General features: G+C 37.4%; 18 protein-coding genes. 4 read left to right on the top strand and 14 right to left on the bottom strand.

Features of this window, described 5'->3' with window-relative positions; genetic code table 11:
* Positions 1-145 precede the first annotated feature (145 nt).
* From GQR54_RS06095 to GQR54_RS06085, 3 genes are all read left to right on the top strand, one after another.
* The gene (locus GQR54_RS06095; RefSeq protein WP_166376846.1) at positions 146-1,432 is read left to right on the top strand and encodes a citrate synthase; all 1,287 of its coding nucleotides are present in this window, start codon (positions 146-148) and stop codon (positions 1,430-1,432) included.
* A 115-nt stretch (positions 1,433-1,547) separates the two neighbouring features.
* Positions 1,548-2,774: a SufS family cysteine desulfurase gene (locus GQR54_RS06090; RefSeq protein WP_166376845.1), complete on the top strand. Its 1,227-nt coding sequence runs from the start codon at positions 1,548-1,550 to the stop codon at positions 2,772-2,774.
* A 33-nt stretch (positions 2,775-2,807) separates the two neighbouring features.
* Entirely contained in the window at positions 2,808-3,224 is a 417-nt protein-coding gene (locus GQR54_RS06085; protein WP_007586879.1) for a SufE family protein, read from the top strand.
* 6 nt (positions 3,225-3,230) lie between these two features.
* Here GQR54_RS06085 and tcdA read toward each other — a convergent pair whose 3' ends face one another.
* Genes tcdA through GQR54_RS06050 form a run of 7 tightly spaced genes read right to left on the bottom strand, consistent with a single transcriptional unit; the run spans position 3,231 to position 10,692 of the window.
* A complete protein-coding gene (gene tcdA / locus GQR54_RS06080) occupies positions 3,231-4,028 on the bottom strand; it encodes a tRNA cyclic N6-threonylcarbamoyladenosine(37) synthase TcdA (RefSeq protein ID WP_166376844.1) in 798 nt (265 codons plus the stop codon).
* Complete coding sequence (locus GQR54_RS06075) at positions 4,029-4,709, bottom strand: TIGR01621 family pseudouridine synthase (RefSeq protein WP_166376843.1); 681 nt, start codon at positions 4,707-4,709, stop codon at positions 4,029-4,031.
* Positions 4,706-5,467, bottom strand: a complete 762-nt coding sequence (gene kdsB, locus GQR54_RS06070) for a 3-deoxy-manno-octulosonate cytidylyltransferase (RefSeq protein WP_166376842.1) — start codon at positions 5,465-5,467, stop codon at positions 4,706-4,708. Before kdsB ends, GQR54_RS06075 begins: the two co-directional genes overlap by 4 nt.
* On the bottom strand, positions 5,455-5,652 hold the full coding sequence (locus GQR54_RS06065) for a Trm112 family protein (protein WP_002961789.1): 198 nt from the start codon (positions 5,650-5,652) through the stop codon (positions 5,455-5,457). Before GQR54_RS06065 ends, kdsB begins: the two co-directional genes overlap by 13 nt.
* The gene (lpxK, locus tag GQR54_RS06060) at positions 5,642-6,622 is read right to left on the bottom strand and encodes a tetraacyldisaccharide 4'-kinase (protein WP_166376841.1); all 981 of its coding nucleotides are present in this window, start codon (positions 6,620-6,622) and stop codon (positions 5,642-5,644) included. The genes GQR54_RS06065 and lpxK overlap by 11 nt, the downstream gene beginning before the upstream one ends.
* The gene (msbA, locus tag GQR54_RS06055; RefSeq protein WP_033027175.1) at positions 6,619-8,364 is read right to left on the bottom strand and encodes a lipid A export permease/ATP-binding protein MsbA; all 1,746 of its coding nucleotides are present in this window, start codon (positions 8,362-8,364) and stop codon (positions 6,619-6,621) included. Before msbA ends, lpxK begins: the two co-directional genes overlap by 4 nt.
* A 60-nt stretch (positions 8,365-8,424) precedes the next feature.
* Positions 8,425-10,692, bottom strand: coding sequence for a DNA internalization-related competence protein ComEC/Rec2 (locus GQR54_RS06050; protein ID WP_166376840.1), 2,268 nt, complete (start codon positions 10,690-10,692; stop codon positions 8,425-8,427).
* On the opposite strand from GQR54_RS06050, the gene GQR54_RS06045 reads away from it, so the two are divergent.
* Positions 10,672-11,178, top strand: coding sequence for a DUF2062 domain-containing protein (locus GQR54_RS06045; protein ID WP_166376839.1), 507 nt, complete (start codon positions 10,672-10,674; stop codon positions 11,176-11,178). The two genes, GQR54_RS06050 and GQR54_RS06045, sit on opposite strands and share 21 nt — an antisense overlap.
* Before the next feature lie 118 nt (positions 11,179-11,296).
* Here the strand turns inward: GQR54_RS06045 and GQR54_RS06040 are convergent, their stop codons facing one another.
* The 7 genes from GQR54_RS06040 to GQR54_RS06010 all read right to left on the bottom strand — a co-directional run bounded on the left by GQR54_RS06040 (position 11,297) and on the right by GQR54_RS06010 (position 24,044).
* Positions 11,297-13,042 carry a DUF3466 family protein gene (locus tag GQR54_RS06040; protein ID WP_166376838.1) on the bottom strand — a complete coding sequence of 582 codons (1,746 nt, stop codon included), beginning with the start codon at positions 13,040-13,042 and terminating at the stop codon, positions 11,297-11,299.
* An 11-nt stretch (positions 13,043-13,053) separates the two neighbouring features.
* A complete protein-coding gene (locus tag GQR54_RS06035; protein ID WP_166376837.1) occupies positions 13,054-14,967 on the bottom strand; it encodes an ABC transporter ATP-binding protein in 1,914 nt (637 codons plus the stop codon).
* A gap of 15 nt (positions 14,968-14,982) precedes the next feature.
* Positions 14,983-15,222, bottom strand: a complete 240-nt coding sequence (locus GQR54_RS06030) for a glutaredoxin family protein (protein ID WP_166376836.1) — start codon at positions 15,220-15,222, stop codon at positions 14,983-14,985.
* Positions 15,215-17,332 carry a bifunctional 23S rRNA (guanine(2069)-N(7))-methyltransferase RlmK/23S rRNA (guanine(2445)-N(2))-methyltransferase RlmL gene (gene rlmKL, locus GQR54_RS06025; protein WP_007586899.1) on the bottom strand — a complete coding sequence of 706 codons (2,118 nt, stop codon included), beginning with the start codon at positions 17,330-17,332 and terminating at the stop codon, positions 15,215-15,217. The genes GQR54_RS06030 and rlmKL overlap by 8 nt, the downstream gene beginning before the upstream one ends.
* A 91-nt stretch (positions 17,333-17,423) precedes the next feature.
* Positions 17,424-17,954, bottom strand: a complete 531-nt coding sequence (locus tag GQR54_RS06020; protein WP_007586900.1) for a cell division protein ZapC — start codon at positions 17,952-17,954, stop codon at positions 17,424-17,426.
* 117 nt (positions 17,955-18,071) lie between these two features.
* Positions 18,072-19,082 (bottom strand): quinone-dependent dihydroorotate dehydrogenase, encoded by a 1,011-nt coding sequence (gene pyrD, locus GQR54_RS06015; RefSeq protein ID WP_166376835.1) that lies wholly within the window; start codon positions 19,080-19,082, stop codon positions 18,072-18,074.
* 120 nt (positions 19,083-19,202) lie between these two features.
* Positions 19,203-24,044 carry an NAD-glutamate dehydrogenase gene (locus GQR54_RS06010; protein ID WP_166376834.1) on the bottom strand — a complete coding sequence of 1,614 codons (4,842 nt, stop codon included), beginning with the start codon at positions 24,042-24,044 and terminating at the stop codon, positions 19,203-19,205.
* Positions 24,045-24,180: the final 136 nt, after the last annotated feature.

Genomic DNA, 24,180 nt, shown 5'->3' with positions numbered 1-24,180 from the left:
TTTATTATACATATATGCATAATGTTTATAAAAATTGACTTTAACCCCCTCTTTCACGTTAAAATGAGAAGATGTGCTTAAAACAGATTTCAGAACTTTAAAATCTAAAAATCAGAATAGATATCTTAATAGGAGATACATAACGATGGCAGATAAAAAAGCCACAGTCCAAATTGATGGACTAGATCCAATCGAACTTCCAATTTATCAAGGCACTGCTGGCCAAGATGTAATCGACGTACGTACGTTAGGTTCACACGGTCACTTTACTTATGACCCAGGTTTCATGTCGACTGGTTCTTGTGAATCTGCAATCACCTATATTGATGGTGGTAAAGGTATACTACTTCACCGTGGTTACCCAATTGAGCAATTAGCTGAAGACTCAAATTACATTGAACTTTGTTACTTACTTTTAAATGGTGAGTTACCTTCTAAAGAACAATATGAAGTTTTTAAGAATGAAATCACTACAAGCACTATGCTTGACGAGAAAATTGCTAACTTTTTCCAAGGTTTCCGCTTTGACGCTCACCCAATGGCAATGCTTTGTGGTGTAGTGGGTGCATTATCATCTTTCTATCATGAAGACCTTGATATTACTGATGCTGAACAACGTAAAACAAGCGCAGTTAAACTTGTTGCTAAGTTACCAACAATCGCAGCAATGGCTTATAAAACAAATATCGGCCAACCGTTTGTATACCCACGTAACGATTTAAGCTACGCAGAAAACTTCTTACACATGATGTTCTCTGTACCTGCTGAAGAATATAAAGTTAATCCTGTAACTGCAAAAGCAATGGATAAAATCTTTATGCTTCATGCAGATCATGAACAAAATGCATCAACTTCAACAGTTCGTCTTGCTGGTTCATCTGGTGCTAACCCGTATGCATGTATTGCAGCTGGTATTGCATCTTTATGGGGACCTGCTCACGGCGGCGCTAATGAAGCATGTTTAAACATGTTAGAAGAGATTGGCTCTGTTGACCGTATTGATGAATACGTAGCTAAAGCTAAAGATAAAGCTGACCCGTTCCGCCTTATGGGCTTTGGACACCGTGTTTACAAAAACTTTGACCCACGCGCTACAGTAATGCGTCAAACGTGTCACGAAGTTTTAGCTGAGCTGAACATCCAAGATCCACTTCTTGATATTGCTATGAAGCTTGAGCAAATTGCGCTTGAAGACCCGTACTTTGTAGAGAAAAAACTATACCCTAATGTAGATTTCTACTCTGGTATTATCTTAAAAGCGATTGGTATTCCAACAAGCATGTTCACTGTAATCTTTGCAATGGCACGTACTGTTGGTTGGATCACTCACTGGGATGAGATGCTATCTCAACCTGGTCATAAGATCAGCCGTCCTCGTCAACTTTATACTGGTTACACTCAACGTGACTACGTATCAACTGACAAGCGTTAATTAACGTTGGTTAGTTTAAAAAGGCCGCATTTTGCGGCCTTTTTTATTAACAACACTTGAGAATTATCATAAACCGATTACAATTCCTGCCTTAAAAACACTATGTAGATGAGCCATGCTTGCTTTAAAGTTTGATATAAATAAAATTAGAAACGACTTCCCAACATTAAATCAAACAATAAACGGCTGCCCGCTTGTTTATTTAGACTCAGCAGCAACCTCACAAAAGCCTCAATCAGTTATAGATACAATTACTGAATTCTATACGTTTCAAAACGCTAATGTACACCGTGGACGCCATACACTTAGCGAGCAAGCAACTTATTCATATGAACAAGTACGGGATAAAACTGCAGAGTATTTCAATGTATTTAGTAAAGAGATTGTATGGACTAAAGGCGCTACAGAAGCCATTAACTTGGTTGCTAACGGATTAAAAAAGCGCTTAAATGAAAGTCATACCATAATGATATCTCCGCTTGAGCATCATGCAAACATAGTGCCTTGGCAAATAGTGAGTCAACAAACGGGTGCTAAATTAATAGCGCTTCCACTAAATAAAAATGGCACGCTGAACACCAAAGAATGCTGTGAATTTATAAAAGAAACAAAACCTGCCCTATTAGCTATTACACAAGCATCTAACACACTGGGTAATATAACCGATTTAAAACCACTAATTAGAGCTGCAAAAGACGTCAATTCTCTTGTTTTAGTCGATGGTGCACAAGGTGCACTGCATTTAAAACCCGATTTACGTGAATTAAACTGTGACTTTTATGTCTGCTCAAGCCATAAAATGCTCGGACCAACAGGATTAGGTGTGCTTTATGGTCGATATGAGCAATTAAATACCCTTGAGATTTACCAATCAGGTGGTGAAATGATCGATAAAGTGTACTTAACTCACAGTACTTATCGTCCTGCGCCTGCAAAATTTGAAACTGGAACACCAAATATCTCTGGAGTTTTAGGCTTTGGTGCCGCATTAGACTATTTAAATGAATTAGATCACGCAAAAATTCAGCAATATGAGCAAAAATTGTTTAGTTATGCAGCTCAAAAATTGGTAAAGGTTGATGGTATTACAATATATAGCAACCTATCTGACAATATTGGTACACTCTGTTTCAACTTAAATGATGAACATCCTTATGATTTGGCAACTTTACTTGACGGGTACGGGGTTGCAGTAAGGAGTGGACACCATTGTACACAGCCATTAATGACACATTTAGGGCTTAATGGAACGCTAAGAGCGAGCTTTTGTTTTTATAATACCTATGAAGATGTAGATATATTCATTGATTCACTTAAAAAATGTATCGCTTTACTGGACTAAACGTCACTTTAATAGAATTAATTAGGATAACTCATGACAAATACGTTTAACAAAGTCACAGAATCTATAAAAAATGCGCCCGCTTGGCAGCAAAAATATCGTGAGATAATGCTTTTAGGAAAAACTTTACCTGTTTTAGCTGATGTTTTGAAGACTGATGATGCACTTGTACCAGGCTGTGAAAGCAAAGTATGGATGTTTGTTGAATTTGATTTAACAGAAAATACACTTGTTGTAATTGGTGACTCAGATACACGTATAGTAAAAGGATTATTAGCCATTATTTTAGCGCTTTACAATGGCCTCACACCAGAGCAAGTAGTGAATAAAAATGCGTATGAAGAATTTGAAAAGCTCGGCCTTATAAGCCACTTAAGCGCATCACGTGGTAATGGTATTAAAGCCATGGTTGATAAAATACAAACAATGGCACAACAAAAGCTTAGTTAGCAAAAACTAAGCTTGCGAGCGTTGTTTTTTATCTAGATATTTACGCACCGCTTTTGCCGCAACAAAAAAGCCGAAGCTTCCTGTGATCATAGTCACAGATCCAAAACCATTATTACAATCCATATTCATCGAGCCATCAGCGCTTTGCTTTGCATGACATACGCTGCCATCGCTTCCCGGGTAAACCAGTTGCTCTGTTGAGTAAACACAATCAATATTAAACTTACGTTTAGGATTATTACTAAAATTATACTGCTTACGCAAAATATAACGTACTTTTGCAAGTAATGGGTCTTGCGTAGTTTTAGCTACATCACCAAAGGTTATTTGGCTAGGATCTGTTTGTCCGCCAGCACCACCGGTAGTAATTATAGGAAGTTTATTACGTTTGCAATGCGCTATTAATGCTGCCTTTTCTTTAACTGCATCAATACAATCAATCACATAATCAAAATCTTGAATATGCACTTGGATATTTTCAAGTGTAATAAAATCATCAATCACATTAATTTGGCACTCTGGATTAATAAGCTCGCAGCGCGCTTTCATTGCCTCGACTTTAGCTTGACCAATAGTTCCCGTTAACGCATGAATCTGCCTATTGACGTTAGTGGCGCAAATATCATCCAAATCAATCAATGTTATTTTACCAACACCAGTACGTGCAAGTGCTTCAGCCGCCCAGCTTCCTACACCACCAATACCTACTACACAAAAGTGTGCTTCTTGAAGCCAATCAAATTGTTGATGACCATACAAACGCTTAATTCCGCCAAAACGTATATCTGTAACTTTTTCGCTCATTTACCAATCCAGTTGCCATGGCGATTGCCATGCTTGAAAATCTTGATGTTTAATTAACGCCAAATACTCATCACCATTATCGGGTAATAAAGTTAGCTGTATTTGTTCACCTTGCCATACAAAACTCAAGGCATATGCATGTAAATAGGTACGATTTGATGGCGTGCCTGAATACATTGCATCGCCTAAAATAGCAGAGCCAATACTTTTTAGTGCCACTCTTAATTGATGCGTCTTTCCTGAATAAGGCTTTAAAATATACCCTCTAAATCCCGGTTTATAACTCAGAGAATAGAATCGGGTGATTGCAGGGTTAAGCTTACTCGTTAGTAACTTAAACGAGCCACGGCGAGACTTAGCCATATCGCCTTTTATCCACCCTTGCTTCTTTTTAGGTTTAGCATCACTAATCGCTAAATAAAATTTATTAATCGCATGCTCAGTGAACATAACAGTAAAGCTGGCCGCAGCGGCCTTGTTTCGCGCTAAAATAATCAGCCCTGATGTCACTTTATCTAAACGATGAACGGCATAAAGCTTTTGCGATAATTGTTGTTCGGCTAACACAACAAAGCCGGGGCCATCTTCTGAATGAAAATTAAGACCCGCTGGCTTTTCTAAAATATAAAAATCGTTATGTGTAAAAATGATTTTTAATATTTTACTTACTTGTTCACTCACGCGCCTGTACTTTTAATATGCGCTATCACCTTCGCTAAGTCATCTGCCGTATCAACTCCAGCATGGGGTGTTATTTGAGCTTGCTCTATTTTGATTTTATAACCATGATACAACACACGTAACTGCTCAAGCGATTCGATTAGCTCAAGTGGCGATATGCTCAATTCTATATATTGTTTAATAAAACCCGCTCTGTACGCATAAATACCTACATGGCGCTGGAACGGTTCTAAATTAAGAGCACTGTTGTTATTCATCATTGTGCTTCTATCAAACGGAATACTTGCACGAGAAAAATACAGCGCATTTTTATTTATATCGCTAACCACTTTAACGGCATTAGGATTAAATACTTCATCACGCTCTTCAATAGCAACACTTAACGTTGCCATTGGTGCTGTTGAATCACTTAATAATGCAGCAACTTGAGATACATTTTCTGGCGCAAGTAAGGGCTCATCGCCTTGCACGTTAACCACAATTGTATTGCTGTCGAGATTAAGTAAATCAACCACTTCAGCTAAACGCTCAGTACCCGATTGGTGATCTTCGCGAGTCATTACAACATCACTAGTAAATAAACTTACCGCATCAAACACTTTTTGATGATCAGTTGCTATAACAACTTTGCTAGCCCCTGATAAACATGCTTTTTCGTAAACATGTTGAACCATTGGCTTACCGCAAATATCAGCAAGCGGTTTACCCGGTAGTCGGGTTGATGCAAAACGTGCAGGTATTACAACTACGAATTCCACTTTTCAACCTCTTCTAGAGATAGTTCACGTGCTTCGTTTTCAAGCAATACTGGAATATCATCTTGAACGGGGTAAGCAAGCTTAGCTGCAGTGCTAATTAGTTCGTTGTTTTCTCTATCAAAGCGTAATTTACCCTTACAAACTGGGCAGGCAATTATCTCGAGTAATTTTGTATCAAAGGCCATTGAGTATTCCTTTTTCTTTTAATAATGAATTTAATGTGTTTATTACGCTATCGGAAGGCTCTGCATCTACAGGTAAATAATACCAATTAGGTTTTGCAAAGGACTTACATTTAACCGCGTCTTTTTCGGTCATTATAATGCAATCATCACCAAACTGAATAAAATCATCTGCAGTATAAGCATAATGATCTCTAAAGTGATGAGTCGATAATAACTTAATATTTTGTGCTTCTAATGAGTTTTCAAACCGTTTAGGGTTCCCAATTGCACTTATTGCATGTGCGTGAGTTACCGTATGTTTTGCATCATCACCTGAATTAACTAAACGAAGGTTACTTACTTGCAGCACGTAGCTATTATTAGCCTCACCGCCATTTTCAATTACTATATCAACACTTTGTAAGCGTTTAGTTGTTTCACGAAGTGGCCCTGCGGGCATAACAAAACCATTACCAAAACGACGTTCACTATCAACAATACAACACTCAATGCTACGAGGCATTTTATAATGCTGCATCCCATCATCAGAAATAATGACATCTAGCGTATAATTTTTTTCTAATAAATCGATATTGTGTTGTCTATTAGGGCCAACTGCTATTGGGCATTTTAAACGATGGTATAAAAGCACAGGCTCATCTCCAGCCTTTTGGGAGTCAACAACTGAAGTGACTAACAGCGGGTAATTATCTGATTGCCCACCATAACCTCTACTAATAATACCCACTGATAAACCTTGCTCGGTCAAATACTCATACAACCACAAAACAAAAGGTGTTTTACCATTGCCGCCTACGCTTATATTGCCGACTACAATAACAGGCGTTTTGCACTCAAAAGGTTTAAGTATTTTAGCGCTGTACAAGAGTTTTCGAAATGCCGATACAACCCAAAACAAAGCACTTAATGGTAATAACAATAAAGTAATTAGACCAAATGGTTTATACCAGCTTTGCTCTATTTTGCTCACGCCTGATCACCAAACTGCATTTTGCAAAGTGCTGAATAAGTACCGTCATTTGCTAATAAGCTACTATGATCGCCACTTTCTATCACCCGACCGTTATCAATAACATAAATTCGGTCACTGTTTTCAATAGTAGATAAGCGATGTGCTATAACAATAGAGGTTTTATCTTTCATCAGCGTTTCTAACGCTTGCTGAATAAGCTTTTCAGATTCGGTATCAAGTGCTGATGTCGCCTCATCTAAAATCAAAATAGGTGCATCTTTTAATATCGCACGCGCTATTGCTATTCGCTGTCGTTGACCACCTGAGAGCATTACCCCATTTTCGCCTACCATGGTGTTTAATTGCTCTGGCAGGTCTTTAACAAATTCCCACACGTGCGCTTGTTTGGCAACTTGTTCTAACTCTTCAACAGACACATCGTGCTTTATGCCATAACAAATATTGTTGGCAATCGTATCGTTAAATAACACGACTTGCTGGGACACTAAAGCAAATTGGCGACGCAGATCAGTTAATTTATAGTCCTGCAGTGCTATGCCATCAAGTAATATTTCACTCGGTAGTTCTAAATCATAATAGCGGGGTAACAAGTTAGAAATTGTGGACTTACCTGAGCCTGAGCGCCCAACTAAAGCAATACTTTCACCCGCCTCAATCGTTAGCGACAAATCGTTTAATACGGCTTCATCTTTCGTTGGGTACTTAAAGGTTACGTTCTTAACTTCAATTAAACCTTTAACTTTATCAACCGAAACAGTGCCTGTATCTTTTTCCATTTCTTCGTCTAAAACTAAAAATATACTTTGCGCTGCAGAGATACCACGTTGCATATCACTATTCACATTGGCAAGTTGTTTCAGCGGACGCAGTAACATCATCATAGAGGCAATTAATGCCATGAAGTCACCAGAGGTAATTGTATCAATCATTGATGGCAACGACACCGCCCACAAAATAACAGCCATAGCGCTTGCCGCTAAAATTTGAATAATAGACACGCTAAGCGCTTTAGTAGCATCCATTTTAATACGTTGCTGACGGTTATGATTATTAATTTTTGAAAAGTGATTAATCTCTTGATCTTGACCACCAAAACCATGAATTACTTTATGCCCACTTAACATTTGTTCTGAACTACGAGTAACTTGCCCCATAGCCGATTGAATATTTTTTGAAATATGGCGAAAGCGTTTAGATACTACGGCAACAATAATAGCCACTAATGGAATAATCACTAAAAATATCAGCGATAATTGCCAGCTGGTATAAAACATCACAGCCAGTAAAAATACAACAAACGCCCCTTCACGTACGACTATTAATAAGGCTTTAGTAATTGCTTGTTGAACTTGTTCTGTATCAAAGGTAATTTTTGAAATTAAATCACCCGTTGAGTTTTTGTCATGAAATGACACAGGTAAATGAAGTATGTGCTCAAATAACTCTTGGCGTAAAGAACGTACAACTTGGGAGCCTACATAACTTAAACAGTAGGAAGACATAAAGTTGAAAACTCCACGTCCGAGTACTAACGCGATAACGACAAAAGGAGCGTACTTTAAAACTTCTGTATTACGCTGGTTCAAACCTTGATCAATAAACGGCTTCATTAACTGAATAAATAAAGCATCCATTGCTGAATAGCCTATCATCCCAATAATTGCGACAAATGCGACGCTTTTGTAAGTGCCAACATACGAGACAAGACGTTTATAAATTTGTGTAGTACTTTGATCCATAACACTCTCTAAATACAGTAACAATCTGTATTGTATCCTCCGATGAGATAAAACTAAACGTCAATCTTTGATAAACCAGTAACTTTCCTGCCCTCTTGCTGTTTCTATAGCCAAATTCTTTGCATAAAATTTAATACTAATTTGCCCTTCAACGCCTGTCGTAAATTGCTGAGCGTTTATTTGGTTATAACGTTCGACGACAAGAGGCTTGGGGAATTCCCACTGCCCTTTATAGGCACTTGAATGAATAACTACTTGGGGAGCAACGTTATTTATAAAATTAACACTTGAGGATGTATCGCTGCCATGATGCGGGCTTAACATTACTGTACTTTTCAACGATTTATTATCCGTTAATAGCGATGCTTCACGCGCTTTTGATATATCTCCGGTAAGTAACACGCTATGAGTATTATCTGATACCCTAACAACACATAAATCATCATTTTCATTTCCAAACCCTTTTGTAGTAAAGCTTTGTACTTTTAATCCAGCAAAATCAATGTTTATGACTTCACATACATCTTGGGTGTTTTTAGGATGGAAATACTTTAATGTTTGTTCTAATCCAGCATCAATAAAATGCTGTAATCCTCCAGCATGATCATTATCTTCATGGCTTAAAATTGCTGTTTTTACTGTTAAATTATTTGCTTTTATATAAGGTAATAAGATACTTCGCGTGCGGCTAAAACGATTAAAATAACTGGGGCCAAAGTCATATATAAGTGCTTGATTATCCTTCTCGATTAACACCATGAGTCCATGACCTACGTCAAATACATGAACTTGCCACTTTGGCTTTTCTGTTAACCAATAATCTAATAAAAGCGTTATTGCTGGAATAAAAGCGAGCCATTTATAAGGAAGGAAATAAATCATCAACATAATAATATAAGTAAAAACGACAAATATTGGCTCAACTCTCCCTGTTGTTATCCACCTTAACGATTCAGGGATTTCGTTAAGCAACTGAAATAACGTATATAAACCAGTATCAAATAGATTTATTAAAATGCCTATATCTAAAAGCATACTCAATAGTGTAAAAACGATTATAAATGGCAAAATAATGATTGAAAGCAGCGGTATTGCTATTAAGTTTATTATTAATCCCGCAATACTGACGCCATTAAAAAAATAGAGTGAAAGCGGTAGTAAGCCAATAAATAACGCTATTTGTATTACAAACAGTGTAATAACTTTATTTTTAACTCGTGTGTTTAGTATTGGTAATTTATTAATAACTGTAAAAATGATAGCGACTGCTAAGAATGAAAAGTAGAGTCCTGGGTTGAGTAAATTAAATGGGTTAACAATAAGAACAATAACTAAGGCAAATAAAATACTACGCCAACGCAATGGCTGCTTAGCTAAAAAGTACAGTAATAGATAACATCCGAGCATAATGAGCGCTCGTGTTGCCGATACTATAAATTCACTTAAGTATACATAAACAAAGGCAGCTAAAAATCCGAATAAACTGTAATAAAGAGTAAGGTTAGATGATTGCCCAATTGATAAATTAACTCTTAAAACTATGAATCGAGTAAATAGATAACCAAGACTAAAAATCAAGCCAATATGTAGCCCTGAAATAGCGAGTAAATGGCTTAATCCCAGAGACTGCATTAATTGCTTATTTGTATAGCTCATCAAAGACTTATCACCACTGAGCAATGCGTAATAGAGCCACTGTAGCTTTGTATCCGCATAGGTGTTTTTAAGAAAGTGTTGGTAACCTAAAATGATACTTTGGTCGTCGCTATTTATAATATCAAGGTTTTTATTAAGCACTTTGCCTTTAAATAATATCCTATTTATAAAAGCATAACGTTCATTATCAAATACATTAAAATTTTTATTACTACGAAAATACTTTAAATGAATTAAAGCAGAAAACTCATCGCCTACAGTTAGAAGCTGCGCCGAATTAACACTAACTAATGCTTTAGGCGCTCTAAAATCAGAAAAATGGCTCCCTTCTAATGCGACTATTTTAACTTTTATATACTGAGGTTTTTTGCTAGAAATAACTTCTTCAATTACCAAAGTCGATTCTAGTGCATACTTTTCGTTCGGTTTTGGTATTTCAAAACTATAAAATAGGTAAAAATGCAGTCCGACAAAGCAAATTGCGCAAATAAAGCCTAACAATACGTTTGAAAACGGCTTAAAATAAGCGCTCATTATTACAATGAAAATTGTGAATACTGTAAATTCGAGAGTTTGATAATAAAATACGGTTGCTATAGAGCCAATTACAAACCCAAGACTTATCCACACTGATGTAAATGGTTGCTTTAAATGGCTAAAAAAACGATCCAAAGATTTTTACCTGATCCAAATAAAATTAGACATCATAAATCACTAAGAATATTTGGGCGCCTTTTACAAGATGCAAATCTTTGGCATTTAAATAGACGCTCTGCTCGAGGTGCATTTGCAGTCGGGTTATTCTTTGCTTTCATCCCTGTTCCTTTTCAAATGGTTTTAGCCGCAGCAGGCGCTATTATTTTTAGAGTTAACTTACCTATTTCAGTTGCTTTAGTATGGCTTACAAATCCTTTAACTATGCCGCCTATTTTTTATGGCTCGTACTTAGTGGGTACGCTAATACTTAATCAACCCGAACAGCATTTTGTATTTGAAGCAAGTTGGTCTTGGTTTTTAGAAAGTATAGAAACTATTGGCCCCGCATTTTTACTTGGCTCATTAGTGTGTGCTTCTATTGCATCAATTATCGGCTATTTTGGTATTGATATTATTTGGCGTCGCTCTGTTAAAAAAGCATGGTTAGCACGCAATAACTAGTAGCGTTAAACTAAATAATAATTATAAGATTCACGGCAATCCTGATCTTATTAAATATTATAGACGAAAAAAAACCAACTTTATTAAGTTGGTTTTTTATAATCAATATTTGTAAACTTTAAAAACGAAATACACGTCTTAAGCCAACGAGTGGTAATAACAATAGTGTATACCAAGGGAAGCTAGCAGAGTTGCGCTCATAGACTTCAGCCTCTGGTGGAGCACAGTTTTCTACTTCACCATTTGCGATTGGCGTTAGTTTAACTGCAACTGCAATGCTCTCATATTCAATTTCACCATTAACATCAGTTACTACACCACCTAAAGAATCTAGCTTTTCAACTGTCTTAGTCGCAGTACCAAATATTTCATTATTTTCGTTAATAGATGTGGCTTCGGCCATTGTGTACGCGTAGTCAGTTTCACCATCAGTATCAAAGCAAGGCAGTAAATCGTTTAAATTAGTGATTTTATCTTCACCAATTTTATAAATAAACGCTTCTTTACGACGTGTGTTATCAGAAACCCCCACTTCACCTTCACCAACAATATAGCCTTGATTATTTATATCGTTGCCGTAAGAGCTTGAGCTTGAAAAATAATCATTTGGAAATACAGTATTACCGGTTGCTATATCATGATAGAAGAACTTGTTACGAAGCGTACCTTCAATACGCTTAGTTGCATAACCTGTAATTACATCATTATCATTTATAGCAACTGACTTACCTGCCTGCCAGTCATCTTCTTGATCAATAAAATCAATAACTGCACCATCTTTAAAGTAAACTGGCATTGTAAGAATCGTATCGTCATTTTTGTAATAACGCGTATTCGATGAACCTACAATTGTACCATTACTATTTACTGCTAAAGCAGTACTTGTAAAAGCGTCATCTTCAGTTTCACCTTCATCAGGTGTAAGCGCTAAACCAAGCTCTTTAACAGAAATAACATTCAGTGATTCGTCAAGTTCCCATTTAACAGCACGTTTATTAAATAAACCTCGTGAAATATTAGAGTTTAATAAATTGATACATACTGACGTTGGTTCGTCTTCATTATCACAGTTATCATCAATATTATCTTGTCTGTCATCAGGAATACTTGTAGAGATATTACCTACAACAGTGTAACCACTATTTGTTTTGACTATATCGTTAGCACGACTTGTGCCGCCGTATTCATTAAACTCTGGTTCTAATGGAACTTTGATCATGCCATCAGCGCTTATTACAATCCCACGCTCTATAAATTCATGAGTAAACCATGTTTCTGCTTCATCATCGCCATCAGGTGTAAATGAAACCTTATCGTATGGTGCATTACCCCAACCAACCGTAACGCCGTCTTCACTTACAGCATTAAAAAGGTTAGTCGTAGAACGTGTTAGACCATCATAGTCAACAGATTCAACATCAAATATTGGTTGCTCTGTAACTTGTGTATCATTGTACTTTATACCAACTAATGAGCTTAATTTCTGATATTCAAAATTTGTAGAAATTGAAGATAAAAAACTAACCATGAAAGTATGCGCATCAGCATTAGTGAGTACAGCATCATTATTTTCAATGTCATCAAGTGTAAAGGTAATTTCTTTATCGCTTAATTCAAATGCAGCCTCTGTATTATCGTAGCTATTCTCAATAATACTTTCAGTAAAATCTATATAGCTGATATCAATAGGTAAATTGTATAAACCATTTGCGAAACCAATGATATGCCCGCTTTCGCTTACATCTGTTACATAAGAATATTTAGCGTCTTCAAGAGTCCCTAATTCACTTAACTGGTACGTTGCACTTGTTGCTGTAGTGCTTAATGTCGCTAAAATACTAGCAGCGAGTAATTTATATTTCATTTTAGTCCTTACTACTGATTCTGTAATTCTTCAAGTTCTTCCCAGCGCTCAAGGGCAGCTTCAAGGTCAGACTCAAGTTGTGCTAAATGGTTCAATGCTTTAGTTGTTACATCACTCTCTTGTTTAAAAAAGTCTGAGTCACTAACTACAGCTTGTTGAGCTTCAATTTCAGCTTCTAGTTTTTCCATTTTATTCGGTAGTTGCTCTAATTCAAGTTTTAATTTGTAAGAGAGTTTATTTGTCTTAGCTGCTGGTTTAGCAATTGGAGCGACTACTTTTTCAACTTTTTTTACTGGTTGCTGCTGAGTTTTTTTTTCTTGTTCAGCTAAATAGTTAACGTAAGCCTCATAATCGCTATAACCACCTACGATATCTGTTACTTTACCATTACCTTCAAACGCCCATACACTTGAACATGTATTATCAATAAATTCTCGGTCATGGCTTACAATAAGCACTGTACCTTGATATTGATTAATGATGTCCTCTAGTAATTCTAAAGTTTCAATGTCCAAGTCATTTGTTGGCTCATCGAGAACAAGGATATTAGATGGTTTTAAAAACAGTTTAGCTAACAATAGTCTATTTTTTTCACCACCAGAGAGTGCTTTTACCGGTGTACGAGCTCGTGCAGGCGGGAATAAGAAGTCTTGTAAATAACCTAAAACATGACGCGAGCGACCGCCCATCATCACTTCTTGTTTACCCTCTGCAACGTTATCTTGCACGGTTGCTTCTTCATCAAGCTTTTCACGATATTGATCAAAGTAAGCAAACTCTAAATTAACACCTTGTTTAGTTATGCCGCTATCGGGTTCTAAATCACCGAACATCAGCTTTAACAGTGTTGTTTTACCAATACCATTTGGACCTACAAGGCCAATTCTGTCACCGCGCATTACCAGTGTAGAAAAATCATCAGCAATAACTTTGTCTTTAAATGCATGACAAAGATGTTGAGCTTCAAATACTAACTTACCAGAGCGATCTGCTGTTTCAATATTGAAATCAGTTTTACCAACTTGATCAACACGTTGCTTACGCTCTGTACGAAGCTGTTTTAACTCTCTAACACGTCCTTCGTTACGCGTTCTACGCGCTTTAACACCTTGGCGGATCCATGTTTCTTCTTCGGCTAAACGCTTATCGAACAATGCATTTTGGCTTTCTTCTACTTTTAAATCATGGGCTTTTTGCTCTAAGTACGTAGCGTAATCACCAGGGTACGAAATAAGCTTACCACGGTCTAAATCTAAAATACGCGTAGCAACAGCGCGAATAAACGCACGGTCATGCGATATAAATACGATTCCGCCTTTAAACTCTTTTAAAAATTGCTCAAGCCACATGACGCTTGCCATGTCTAAATGGTTTGTTGGCTCATCAAGCAATAATAAATCAGGCTCACTAACAAGTGCACGTGCAAGTGCTACTTTACGTAACCAACCACCAGAAAGAGACTCAAGTTTAGCTTCTGGCGTTAATTCTAATTGTGTTAGCACTAATTGAATTCGACTATCAAAGCGCCAGCCATCAGCCGCTTCTAGTTGATTTGATAAACGTTCAAGCTTGTTTAATAACTTATCAGTACACACTGTTTGCAACTCATTACTTACATGATGAAAATCAATTAGTAAGTTTGCAATCTCAGGCATACCTTGCGCAACATAATCAAATACTGTGCCATTTGCGCCTTTTGGTGGATCTTGTTCTAAACGAGAGATTCTAATCCCGCCTAGCTGATTTATTTCACCATCATCTAATACAACTTCGCCATCAAGCACTTTTAATAGAGTTGACTTACCCGCGCCATTTCGACCAACAACACACACTCTTTCGCCACTTTCTATAACGGCATCTGCTTTGTTAAGCAAAGCATGCGTACCAAAAGCAAGTTGTGCTTTTAAAATTCTAATTAAATCCATAGTTCTTATTTGCTCTTATTCTGCTTGTGCTAAAAATTCGCGCACAGTGTGTAAAGTAAAAGGCCAAAATAATTGCTCGCCTTTTTCACTTTTTAATACAGGAATCGTAATTTGATACTCAGCTATAAGCTGCTCATCAGTCATAATATCGATTAGTAATAACTCACTAGTATCACAAAGTACCTCAGTGATAAGTTGCTCAGCTTGCTCGCACAAGTGGCAACCATCAGTGTGGTATAAAACCCATTTAGCCATGTGTGATTAACCAGCTATTATGGATTTTTTTATTACGTTTAAAGTCTGGTGATAATGTTTTATCTGAAATATTAATGGCTTTTAAACCTAAACCAATCAGACCAACTTCATCTATCACAAAGCCACGTTTGTTATTAGAGAAAATTAAGGTACCTGATGGGCTTAAAATCTTTTTAACCCACGTTAATAATTTAATGTGATCGCTCTGTACATCAAACGCGTCTTTCATACGTTTTGAGTTTGAAAACGTTGGAGGATCTAAAAATATCAAATCATATTGTGCTGTCGCGTGCTCTAACCATTTTAAACAATCAGCTTGTTCAAAACGGTATCGTGTATTACTAATACCATTTAAATCAAAGTTATCTTGGCCCCATTTTAAGTAGGTCTTTGATAAATCGACTGTAGTAATGGCTTTAGCACCACCAAGAGCAGCATGTACAGAAGCTGTACCTGTGTATGCAAAAAGGTTTAAGAAACGTTTATCTTTAGCATTTTCTTGAATATAACGGCGCATTAAGCGATGATCTAAAAACAAGCCTGTGTCTAAGTAGTCAAATAAATTAACTTTGAACTTAGCACCAAACTCTTCAACAACCATAGTACGGTTTTGTTTAGACATAGCGGTGTATTGATCTTCGCCCTTCTGCTTTTTACGTACTTTTACAGCAATGTTTTCAGGTGAAATCTCAAGCTGTTGAGCCGTTAAACTTATTACGTCTTGCAGGCGTTTTTCTGATGTTTTTTCATCAATTTCTTTAGGCGCTGCATATTCAAAAATTACAGCAGAGTCGCCATAAATATCTACAGCAACATTGTATTCAGGGATATCCGCTTCATAGACGCGATAAGCATCTATTTTATTTTGTTTAAGCCAGTTTTTTAAGCCTTGTTTATTCTTTTTCAATCTATTTGCAAATGACGTTGACCCTTCAAAATTGAGTGCTTTTTTGTCATCTGTGGTCAAACTTACTTGCTTATCATCTAATTGATATAAGTTAAGTTCTACATCAAGCGGGCCATTTTTAAATTTATAACGCTTAAGGCGCACAAGTTTTAAAAGTTTAAATAAGCTCTCGTCCATACCCAATAAGGCAAGTTTCCAGTGATTGAAGTGCTTTTTAAAGCCAACGCCTAAATTACGGTGTAAATCAACAAGCTCAGCCATAGAGCCAATACGCTCACCATAAGGTAAGTTTGAAATTACAACACCCGGTAATTTTGCAACAGCTGTAAGTTTAGTTGCATCACTTTGCTTAAACTTAATCACGTCGTCAAGCTCGGCTCGTTTAGCATTATCAATTGCTTTACTTAATACTTGCTCATCGTAATCGTGGCCAATTAACCACAATTTAGGATCAGTAATATTAGCGAGTAACTCTTCTTTAAGCTCTTTAAACTTAGCGGCTCTAAAACTGGGTAAACGCTCAAAAGCAAAACCTTCACGGAATAATCCTGGCGCTTCGTTTCGCGCCATACCGGCAGCTTCTATCAAAATAGTACCCGCACCACAACATGGATCGAATAAAGGCTGTTTTACATTTTCAAGCCAGCCACTTCGCTTAATTAATGCAGCAGCTAAGTGCTCTTTAATTGGCGCTTTACCTTGGCCTTGGCGGTAACCACGTTCTGACAAACGAGGACCTGAATAGTCAATATACATCGATACGCCGTAACGATTTAATCGTGCAACTACGCGCACGTTAGCATCTTGCTTATCAACGTTAGGACGTTGCTCGTATAAATCATTAAAATAGTCAACAATCGCATCTTTGATTACAAGACCCGAAAATTGCGTGTTTTTTAATGAGTCATTGGTACCGTTGAAGTCGACAGCGAATGTTTGCGTAGGTCCAAACCATTCTTGCCAAGGTTGCGAGCGCGCAAAATTATACAGGCTATTTTTGTCATCTACGCCTTCTTTTTCTTCAATAAGCATAAGCACACGCGTTGCAAAACGAGTTGATAAACAAACCTTTTGCGCAAGTAATGAGTCAGCCTCAAAACGAACAGAACCAACAGTTTGCTTAGACACGGTTGCGCCAAGCTCTGTTAGTTCATCAACCAATAAATTTTCGATTCCGATAGAAGTAAGTGCGATAAATTGCAAAGTAATAACCCTTAATAGCTAATTGCGCAGGATTATAACATAGGTTGGGCGACAAACACGCCATAAAGACACGCTTAAGACTTAAATTTGGTTAGGCGGTTTGACTTTGATATTGCTGATTTAGGATGGGGTGTACTCGATTATTCAAAATACGGATTACTTCAAATTGCGCTAAAGATAAGTTTTCGTCTAATTTAAAAGTTTCACTTAAATTCAAACAAATAGATGCATCAGGACAATGCTCTACAATTAAAAAATCACCTGACTGCGCTTTAGATGTTAATTTTACTATTGCTTCTACACTTGGCTCTGTCCCGGTATATTCTTCAAAAAACCAACTTTTTGCTAAAACGGGTTTTAAGTGATACTTAACAGCAGTTGCATTTAATGATATTTGACAAATTTGAGCCGCAGACCACAATTCAAATCCATCCAGATAATTATAAACTTGTTCGTAAAATGCAGCATCTTCGAGACTAAAACGTGGATTTTTAAAAACAGAATCGGTGAGCTGTCTTAATTTATAAGGCGTGCATAATTGCATGTCGTCATTTAAATCAAGTAACAAACGATTTTTATCAGGACAAGTAATCCACTGCCATTGCTTTGATGCTTGTAACATTTACTCCTCCTTGGGTATGTTGAATAATTATTGCTCTGAGTATAACCGCTTTTGACCACTTTTAAAATGTTTGCTTAGAACATTTAGCTAACGATCAAAAGCTTAGATAACTGATCCTTATAAGCCGTTAACGATCGACTTTACCAATTGTGGACCTTTGTAGATGAACCCAGTATAAACCTGAACTAAATTTGCGCCTGCATCTAACTTTTCTTTTGCAGATGTAGCATCATCAATACCGCCGACTCCGATGATTGGTAGCTTACCTTGTGTTAAGCGTTTTAGTTCACTTACTACCTCTGTAGAGCGCATTCTAACAGGGTGACCTGATAAACCGCCGGCCTCTTCTGCATATTGTTGGCCTATGACTGCAGCTCGTTCAAGCGTTGTGTTTGTAGCAATTACACCATCAATTTTATTATTTAAAAGTGACTCACTTACTTGCTCTATTTGTATTTGATCGAGATCCGGTGCAATTTTTACAAGCATAGGGACTTGCTTATTATGCTTTGCAATTAAATCTAGCTGTTCATTTTTAAGACTTTGCAACAAATCGTCAAGTGCAGCACCATATTGTAAATCACGAAGCCCTGGGGTATTTGGTGATGAAATATTTACCGTAATGTATGAGGCATGCTCAAATACTTTACGCATACAATGAATATAGTCATCTTTACCTTGCTCGTTAGGTGTATCTTTATTTTTACCAATATTGATACCGAGTATGCCACTGTACTTTGCTGCTTTTACATTTTCGACTAAATTATCAACACCTTTATTATTAAAACCCATACGGTTAATAATTGCGTTTGACTCTGGAAGTCTAAAAATACGTGGCTTGTCATTACCAACTTGAGGACGCGGTGTAACCGTTCCAACTTCAATAAAACCAAATCCCATTTGGCTAAATGCATCTATACATTCTGCATTTTTATCCAGGCCAGCGGCAAGCCCTACTGGATTTTTAAATTCAAGACCTAAAAAGTTTACGGGTTTATCTGAAACACTTTGTGACCAAGCTATATTTAGAGGCGTATTAGCAAAACGACGAAGATTATTAAGTGCAAACTCATGCGCCCACTCCGCATCACGGGTAAACATAAAACGGCGAGCTAAATCATAAAACATCAATATAATCCTCTTTTTAAATTTCAGACAAAAAAATACCTCAGACAAGGCTGAGGTATTGTATAACAATTTTAACAATCAGTTATTTATTTACTAAACAAATAACTGATTAAAGCTAAATTATTTTCCTGATGTATTGCAATTATGACTTAGTAGCATTAGTTCACGCAGTGCAACTGAGAACTTAGCAAAGTCATGGCTTTGTGATGTTTTAAACTCAGCCAACATTTGTTTCCAACGTTGAAGTAATAAATCTTGGCTATCCATCCACTCATCTATTTGACTATCAACATCGCTTTCATCACCTTCAAAGCTATTTAATACAACTTCAGACAATGTACGTTGTTGCCAATCAAGCTCTTCACGATAAGATGAACGAGCAAGTGCTTGCCAATGATTTGCTACTGGTTGCTTAGTTATTTGCTCTAAGAACCAATGCAGTCCCATTCGCGCACCTAGTTTAAAGTAAGTATTCGATACCATTGAAATATTTCTACCTGAACTATTAGCAACTTCTGCTAAATCCATCACAGAAAATAAGCTTGATAACGAGACAATACGATTAGCGATATCTGCTGGAACGCCCGCATCAATTAACTTATTAGCTTCAATTACAATGCGGTCATTTTCTTTTTCAATCATGTACGTATTTAAATTATCGCTTAAATCTTTAAACGTTGGAGCGAAGAATTCAATTCCCTGTTCAATCGTTTGAGACTTATTGCGATGACGTAAGAACCAACGTGTTGCACGGCGAACAGTACGACGAAGTTGGTAAAGCATTTCGGTCTGAACTGCTGCTGGTATTTTATTATCAAGTGCACTAATAGAAGACCATGTATCGCGCATTTCAAATATTTCGCTAGCAATTGAGTAACACATTGCAATCTCAGCTTCATTAGCACCAGTTTCTTCATGCATACGTACCATGAAGTTTAAGCCCATATCGTTAACGATGCTGTTAGCGAGCTTAGTTGCAATAATTTCTTTACGAAGCGGATGATTATTCATCGCATCATTAAATTTCTCACGCAATGGCCGTGGAAACGACTTGACAAGCAATTGACGATAATACGGGTTTTCAGTAATTTCATCACTTACTAAAGACTCTTTTAATACCATTTTAGCGTACGAAACAAGCACTGAAAGCTCAGGACGGGTCAAATCTTTACCCGCTGCTGCGCGCTCTGCCAACTCTTCATCACTTGGAATAAACTCGATAGCACGGTTTAATTTACCATCTTTTTCAAGAGCATGGATGAAACGAATCTTCTCTTTAAGCGTCGAAGTGCCCTTAGATTGTGTAATTGAAATAGTATGAGTTTGGCGGTAACAGTCCTTTAATACTAATTGAGATACTTCATCAGTCATTGAGTAAAGTAGCTCATCACGTTGCTTACGCGTTAAATCACCTTCAGCTACTAGGCCATTAAGTAAAATCTTTATATTTACTTCGTTGTCAGAACACGCAACACCACCAACATTATCAATAAAGTCCGTGTTTACGCGGCCACCTTTACTAGCAAACTCAACGCGACCTAATTGAGTTACACCTAAGTTTCCGCCTTCACCTAAAACTTTAGCGCCCAGATCTTTACCATTAATACGTAGCGCATCGTTTGCACGGTCCCCTACATCGGCATCAGTTTCTTTAGAGTTTTTGATATACGTTCCGATACCGCCATTCCACAGTAAATCAAACTCCATCATTAACGATGCTTTTATTAATTCGTTTGGCGTCATACTCGCTTTTTTAGTGCCCAACATTTTTTTCATTTCAGGGCTAAGCGTAATTGATTTAGCTGCACGAGAGAAAACACCACCACCGGCAGAAATTAACTCTTTGTTATAATCATCCCACGATGAACGCGGCATATTGAATAAACGTTCGCGCTCAGGGTAAGAAGTAGCAGCATCTGGGTTTGGATCAACAAAAATGTGCATATGGTTAAAGGCAACTTGTAAACGAATATGCTTAGATAACAACATACCATTACCAAATACGTCACCCGCCATATCGCCAATTGCCACTGCTGTAAAGTCAGTCGTTTGACAATCGATGTCCATTTCACGGAAATGACGTTTAACTGATTCCCATGCACCTTTAGCTGTAATACCCATTTTCTTGTGATCGTAACCAACCGAGCCACCTGATGCGAATGCATCACCTAACCAGAAATTGTATTCATTAGCAATGCCGTTTGCGATATCAGAGAAAGTCGCGGTACCTTTATCGGCTGCAACTACTAAGTAAGCATCATCTTCATCGTGGCGAACAACATCACGAGCTGGCACTACTTCACCGCGCTCTATGTTATCTGTAATATCTAAAAGACCACGGATAAAGATTTTGTAACACTCTTGGCCTTCTTTGATAAACGCTTCGCGCTCACTAGGTAGTTGTTTACATACAAAACCACCTTTAGAACCAACTGGCACAATTACTGTATTTTTAACTTGTTGTGCTTTAACTAGGCCAAGTACTTCAGTACGGAAATCTTCACGACGGTCAGACCAACGCAGTCCACCACGCGCTACTTTACCGTAACGTAAATGCACACCTTCAACGCGCGGAGAGTATACAAAAATCTCAAACGCAGGAAGAGGAAGCGGTACATCCGGAATTAAACTAGGCTGTATTTTAAACGAAACATAAGACTTAAACTGACCTGCATCGTCTTTTTGGAAATAGTTAGTACGTAGCGTAGCAACAATCATATCTACGTATAAACGTATAATACGGTCATCATCAAGGTTTGCTACATTTTCGAGTTCTAAGTAAATTTGCGTACTTAACTTTTCAAGTGTTTTAGCACTTGCAGGGTTTTTAACCGAGAACTTTTTAGCAAATAAATTAACAATTTGCGCAGCAATATTTGGATAGTTAGCAAATGTGCTCTCAATGTAAGTTTGAGAGAACGTTACACCAATTTGGCGCATGTACTTAGCGTAAGCGCGTAAAATAGAGGCTTCACGGCCTGTTAGGCCACCTATTAACACTAAACGGTTAAAACCATCATTTTCAAGGCGGTTGCCCCAAACGTTTGTTAATGCAGCACGAAAACGTGCTGAAATTTTATCAAAATCTGCCATCCCTTTGCTATCAATAAGCATAGAGAAGTCCATAATCCAATTAATACGACCATCACTGGTTTTAACTGAATATGGTGTTTCACCAACAACTCGAAGGCCAAAGTTTTCAAGCATTGGCATAACATCAGATAAGTGAATTGGCTCATCTTTATGGAATAAGCTTAATCGTACAATATTACTGTTTGCTTCTTCTTGAGGACGGTAGAACAGCATTTCTAGCTTGTTTTCATCGCTAAGTAGTTCTAACTTTTCGATATCAACAACCGCTGCACTTGGAAGCACTTCGTCTTTGTATGAGCGTGCAAACGCATTACAGTATTTACGATTTAAATCGTTACCACGTGCTTCACCCGCAGACTCTAAAAGTGCAGATTGAAGTTTATCTTCCCACGTACGTGCAGCTTCTACTAAATTGTTTTCGATGTCTTTCACGTTATATTCGATCTTGTTGTCGGTCACACGAACGGTGTAATGAGTACGCGCCAGTGTTGACTCAGAGAAATAAGTAGTAAATTCGACTTTATCGTCAGAATTAAATGCATTAGCTAATATATCTTGCGTTTCACGACGAAGAGCCGTGTTATAGCGTTCGCGAGGAACATAAACCATGCAAGATAAAAAGCGACCATACGCATCTTTACGTACAAACAAGCGACACATATCGCGCTCTTGTACTTGTAAAACACCCATAGCAACTTCAAGTAGCTCACTTTCGCGCGCTTGAACTAGCTCATCACGTGGGTAGGTTTCTAAAATATTTAAAACAGCTTTGTAAGCGTGTGTACCTTTAGCAAAATCACACATTTCCATAATGCGGTTGATTTTACTTTTTAAAACAGGCACATCAGTAGCACTGTTATTGTAAAAGCTTGATGAGAACAAACCAATAAAGCGGTCTTCACCAATTACATTGCCTTCATCGTCAAAACGCTTAATACCTACGTAATCAATGTAAGCTGGACGGTGAACGCGAGAAACAGAGTTTGTTTTTGTCAAGATCAGTAGATTGCTGCTGCGGGCTTCTTGGCGAGCAACTTCTGGTAATTCTGATAATAATCGTGTGTGTTCTTCAGTAGAGTTTTTCATCAAGCCAAGGCTTGATTCCATTTTACCTTTTAATTGGTAATCACCTTGAACTGGGCTTAGCTCATATTCACGGTAACCCATTAGGGTAAAATTATCTTTCGCTAACCAATCTAAAAACTCAGTTGTTTCTGAAACTTCTTCTGTCGTTTTATTATGATGACGTTTAGGTAACTCTTTGGTTACTGCAATCAATTTTTTACGAATTGGCTGCCAATCATCAACAGCAACTGATACATCAACAAGAACCGACTCTAACTCTTTCTTGAAAGACTCAATCACAGAAGAATCTGTTTGACGGTCAATTTCAATAAAAAATACTGTTTTAGTAGATGAGGATTCTTGCTCTGCTTTTAAATTTGATAATCCAGAAATTTTAGCGTTTTCATCGCGCTGAATTTTTAATGGGCAGTGAAGTAATAAGTGAGAGGCGATATTTTCACGAGTCATGGCCATACGAACAGAATCAACTAAAAACGGCATGTCTTTAGTAATAATCTCTACGATTGTATGTGATGACTGCCAGCCATCTTTTGCCACTTCAGGGTTGAAAACGCGGATAACAGCGTCGTCGGTAGTATTTTTTTCTAGCGAGTTCCAAAGGCTTAATGCTGCGCCATATAGGTCACTATCGTTGCGGTTTGCCAAATCCTCTTTAGACATATTGCTGTACAAGGCTTTGGCGAATTTCTCAACGAGTAACACATTATCAGCGCGAACTTTTTTCTGGATCAGCTTACAGACATTATCTAGGATAACCGAGGCTTGGCCTTCATTTCGTGTCATTGTATGTTCCTTAATCTATTACTGCTCAGGAGCAGGAATTTGTACAGCTATTCATTAGCGTGGAGTCAACCAAATTCTAACCCTTTTACAGTTAATAAACAGCCCTTTCGATGAAAACATTTTAACCATTTCAGCT

Source organism: Pseudoalteromonas sp. Z9A4 (assembly GCF_011378845.1).
In the GTDB taxonomy this organism is placed as follows: Bacteria; Pseudomonadota; Gammaproteobacteria; order Enterobacterales; family Alteromonadaceae; genus Pseudoalteromonas; species Pseudoalteromonas arctica.
Note: the sequence above shows the minus strand (reverse complement) of the source record. Positions and strands in the feature narration are given on the sequence as shown.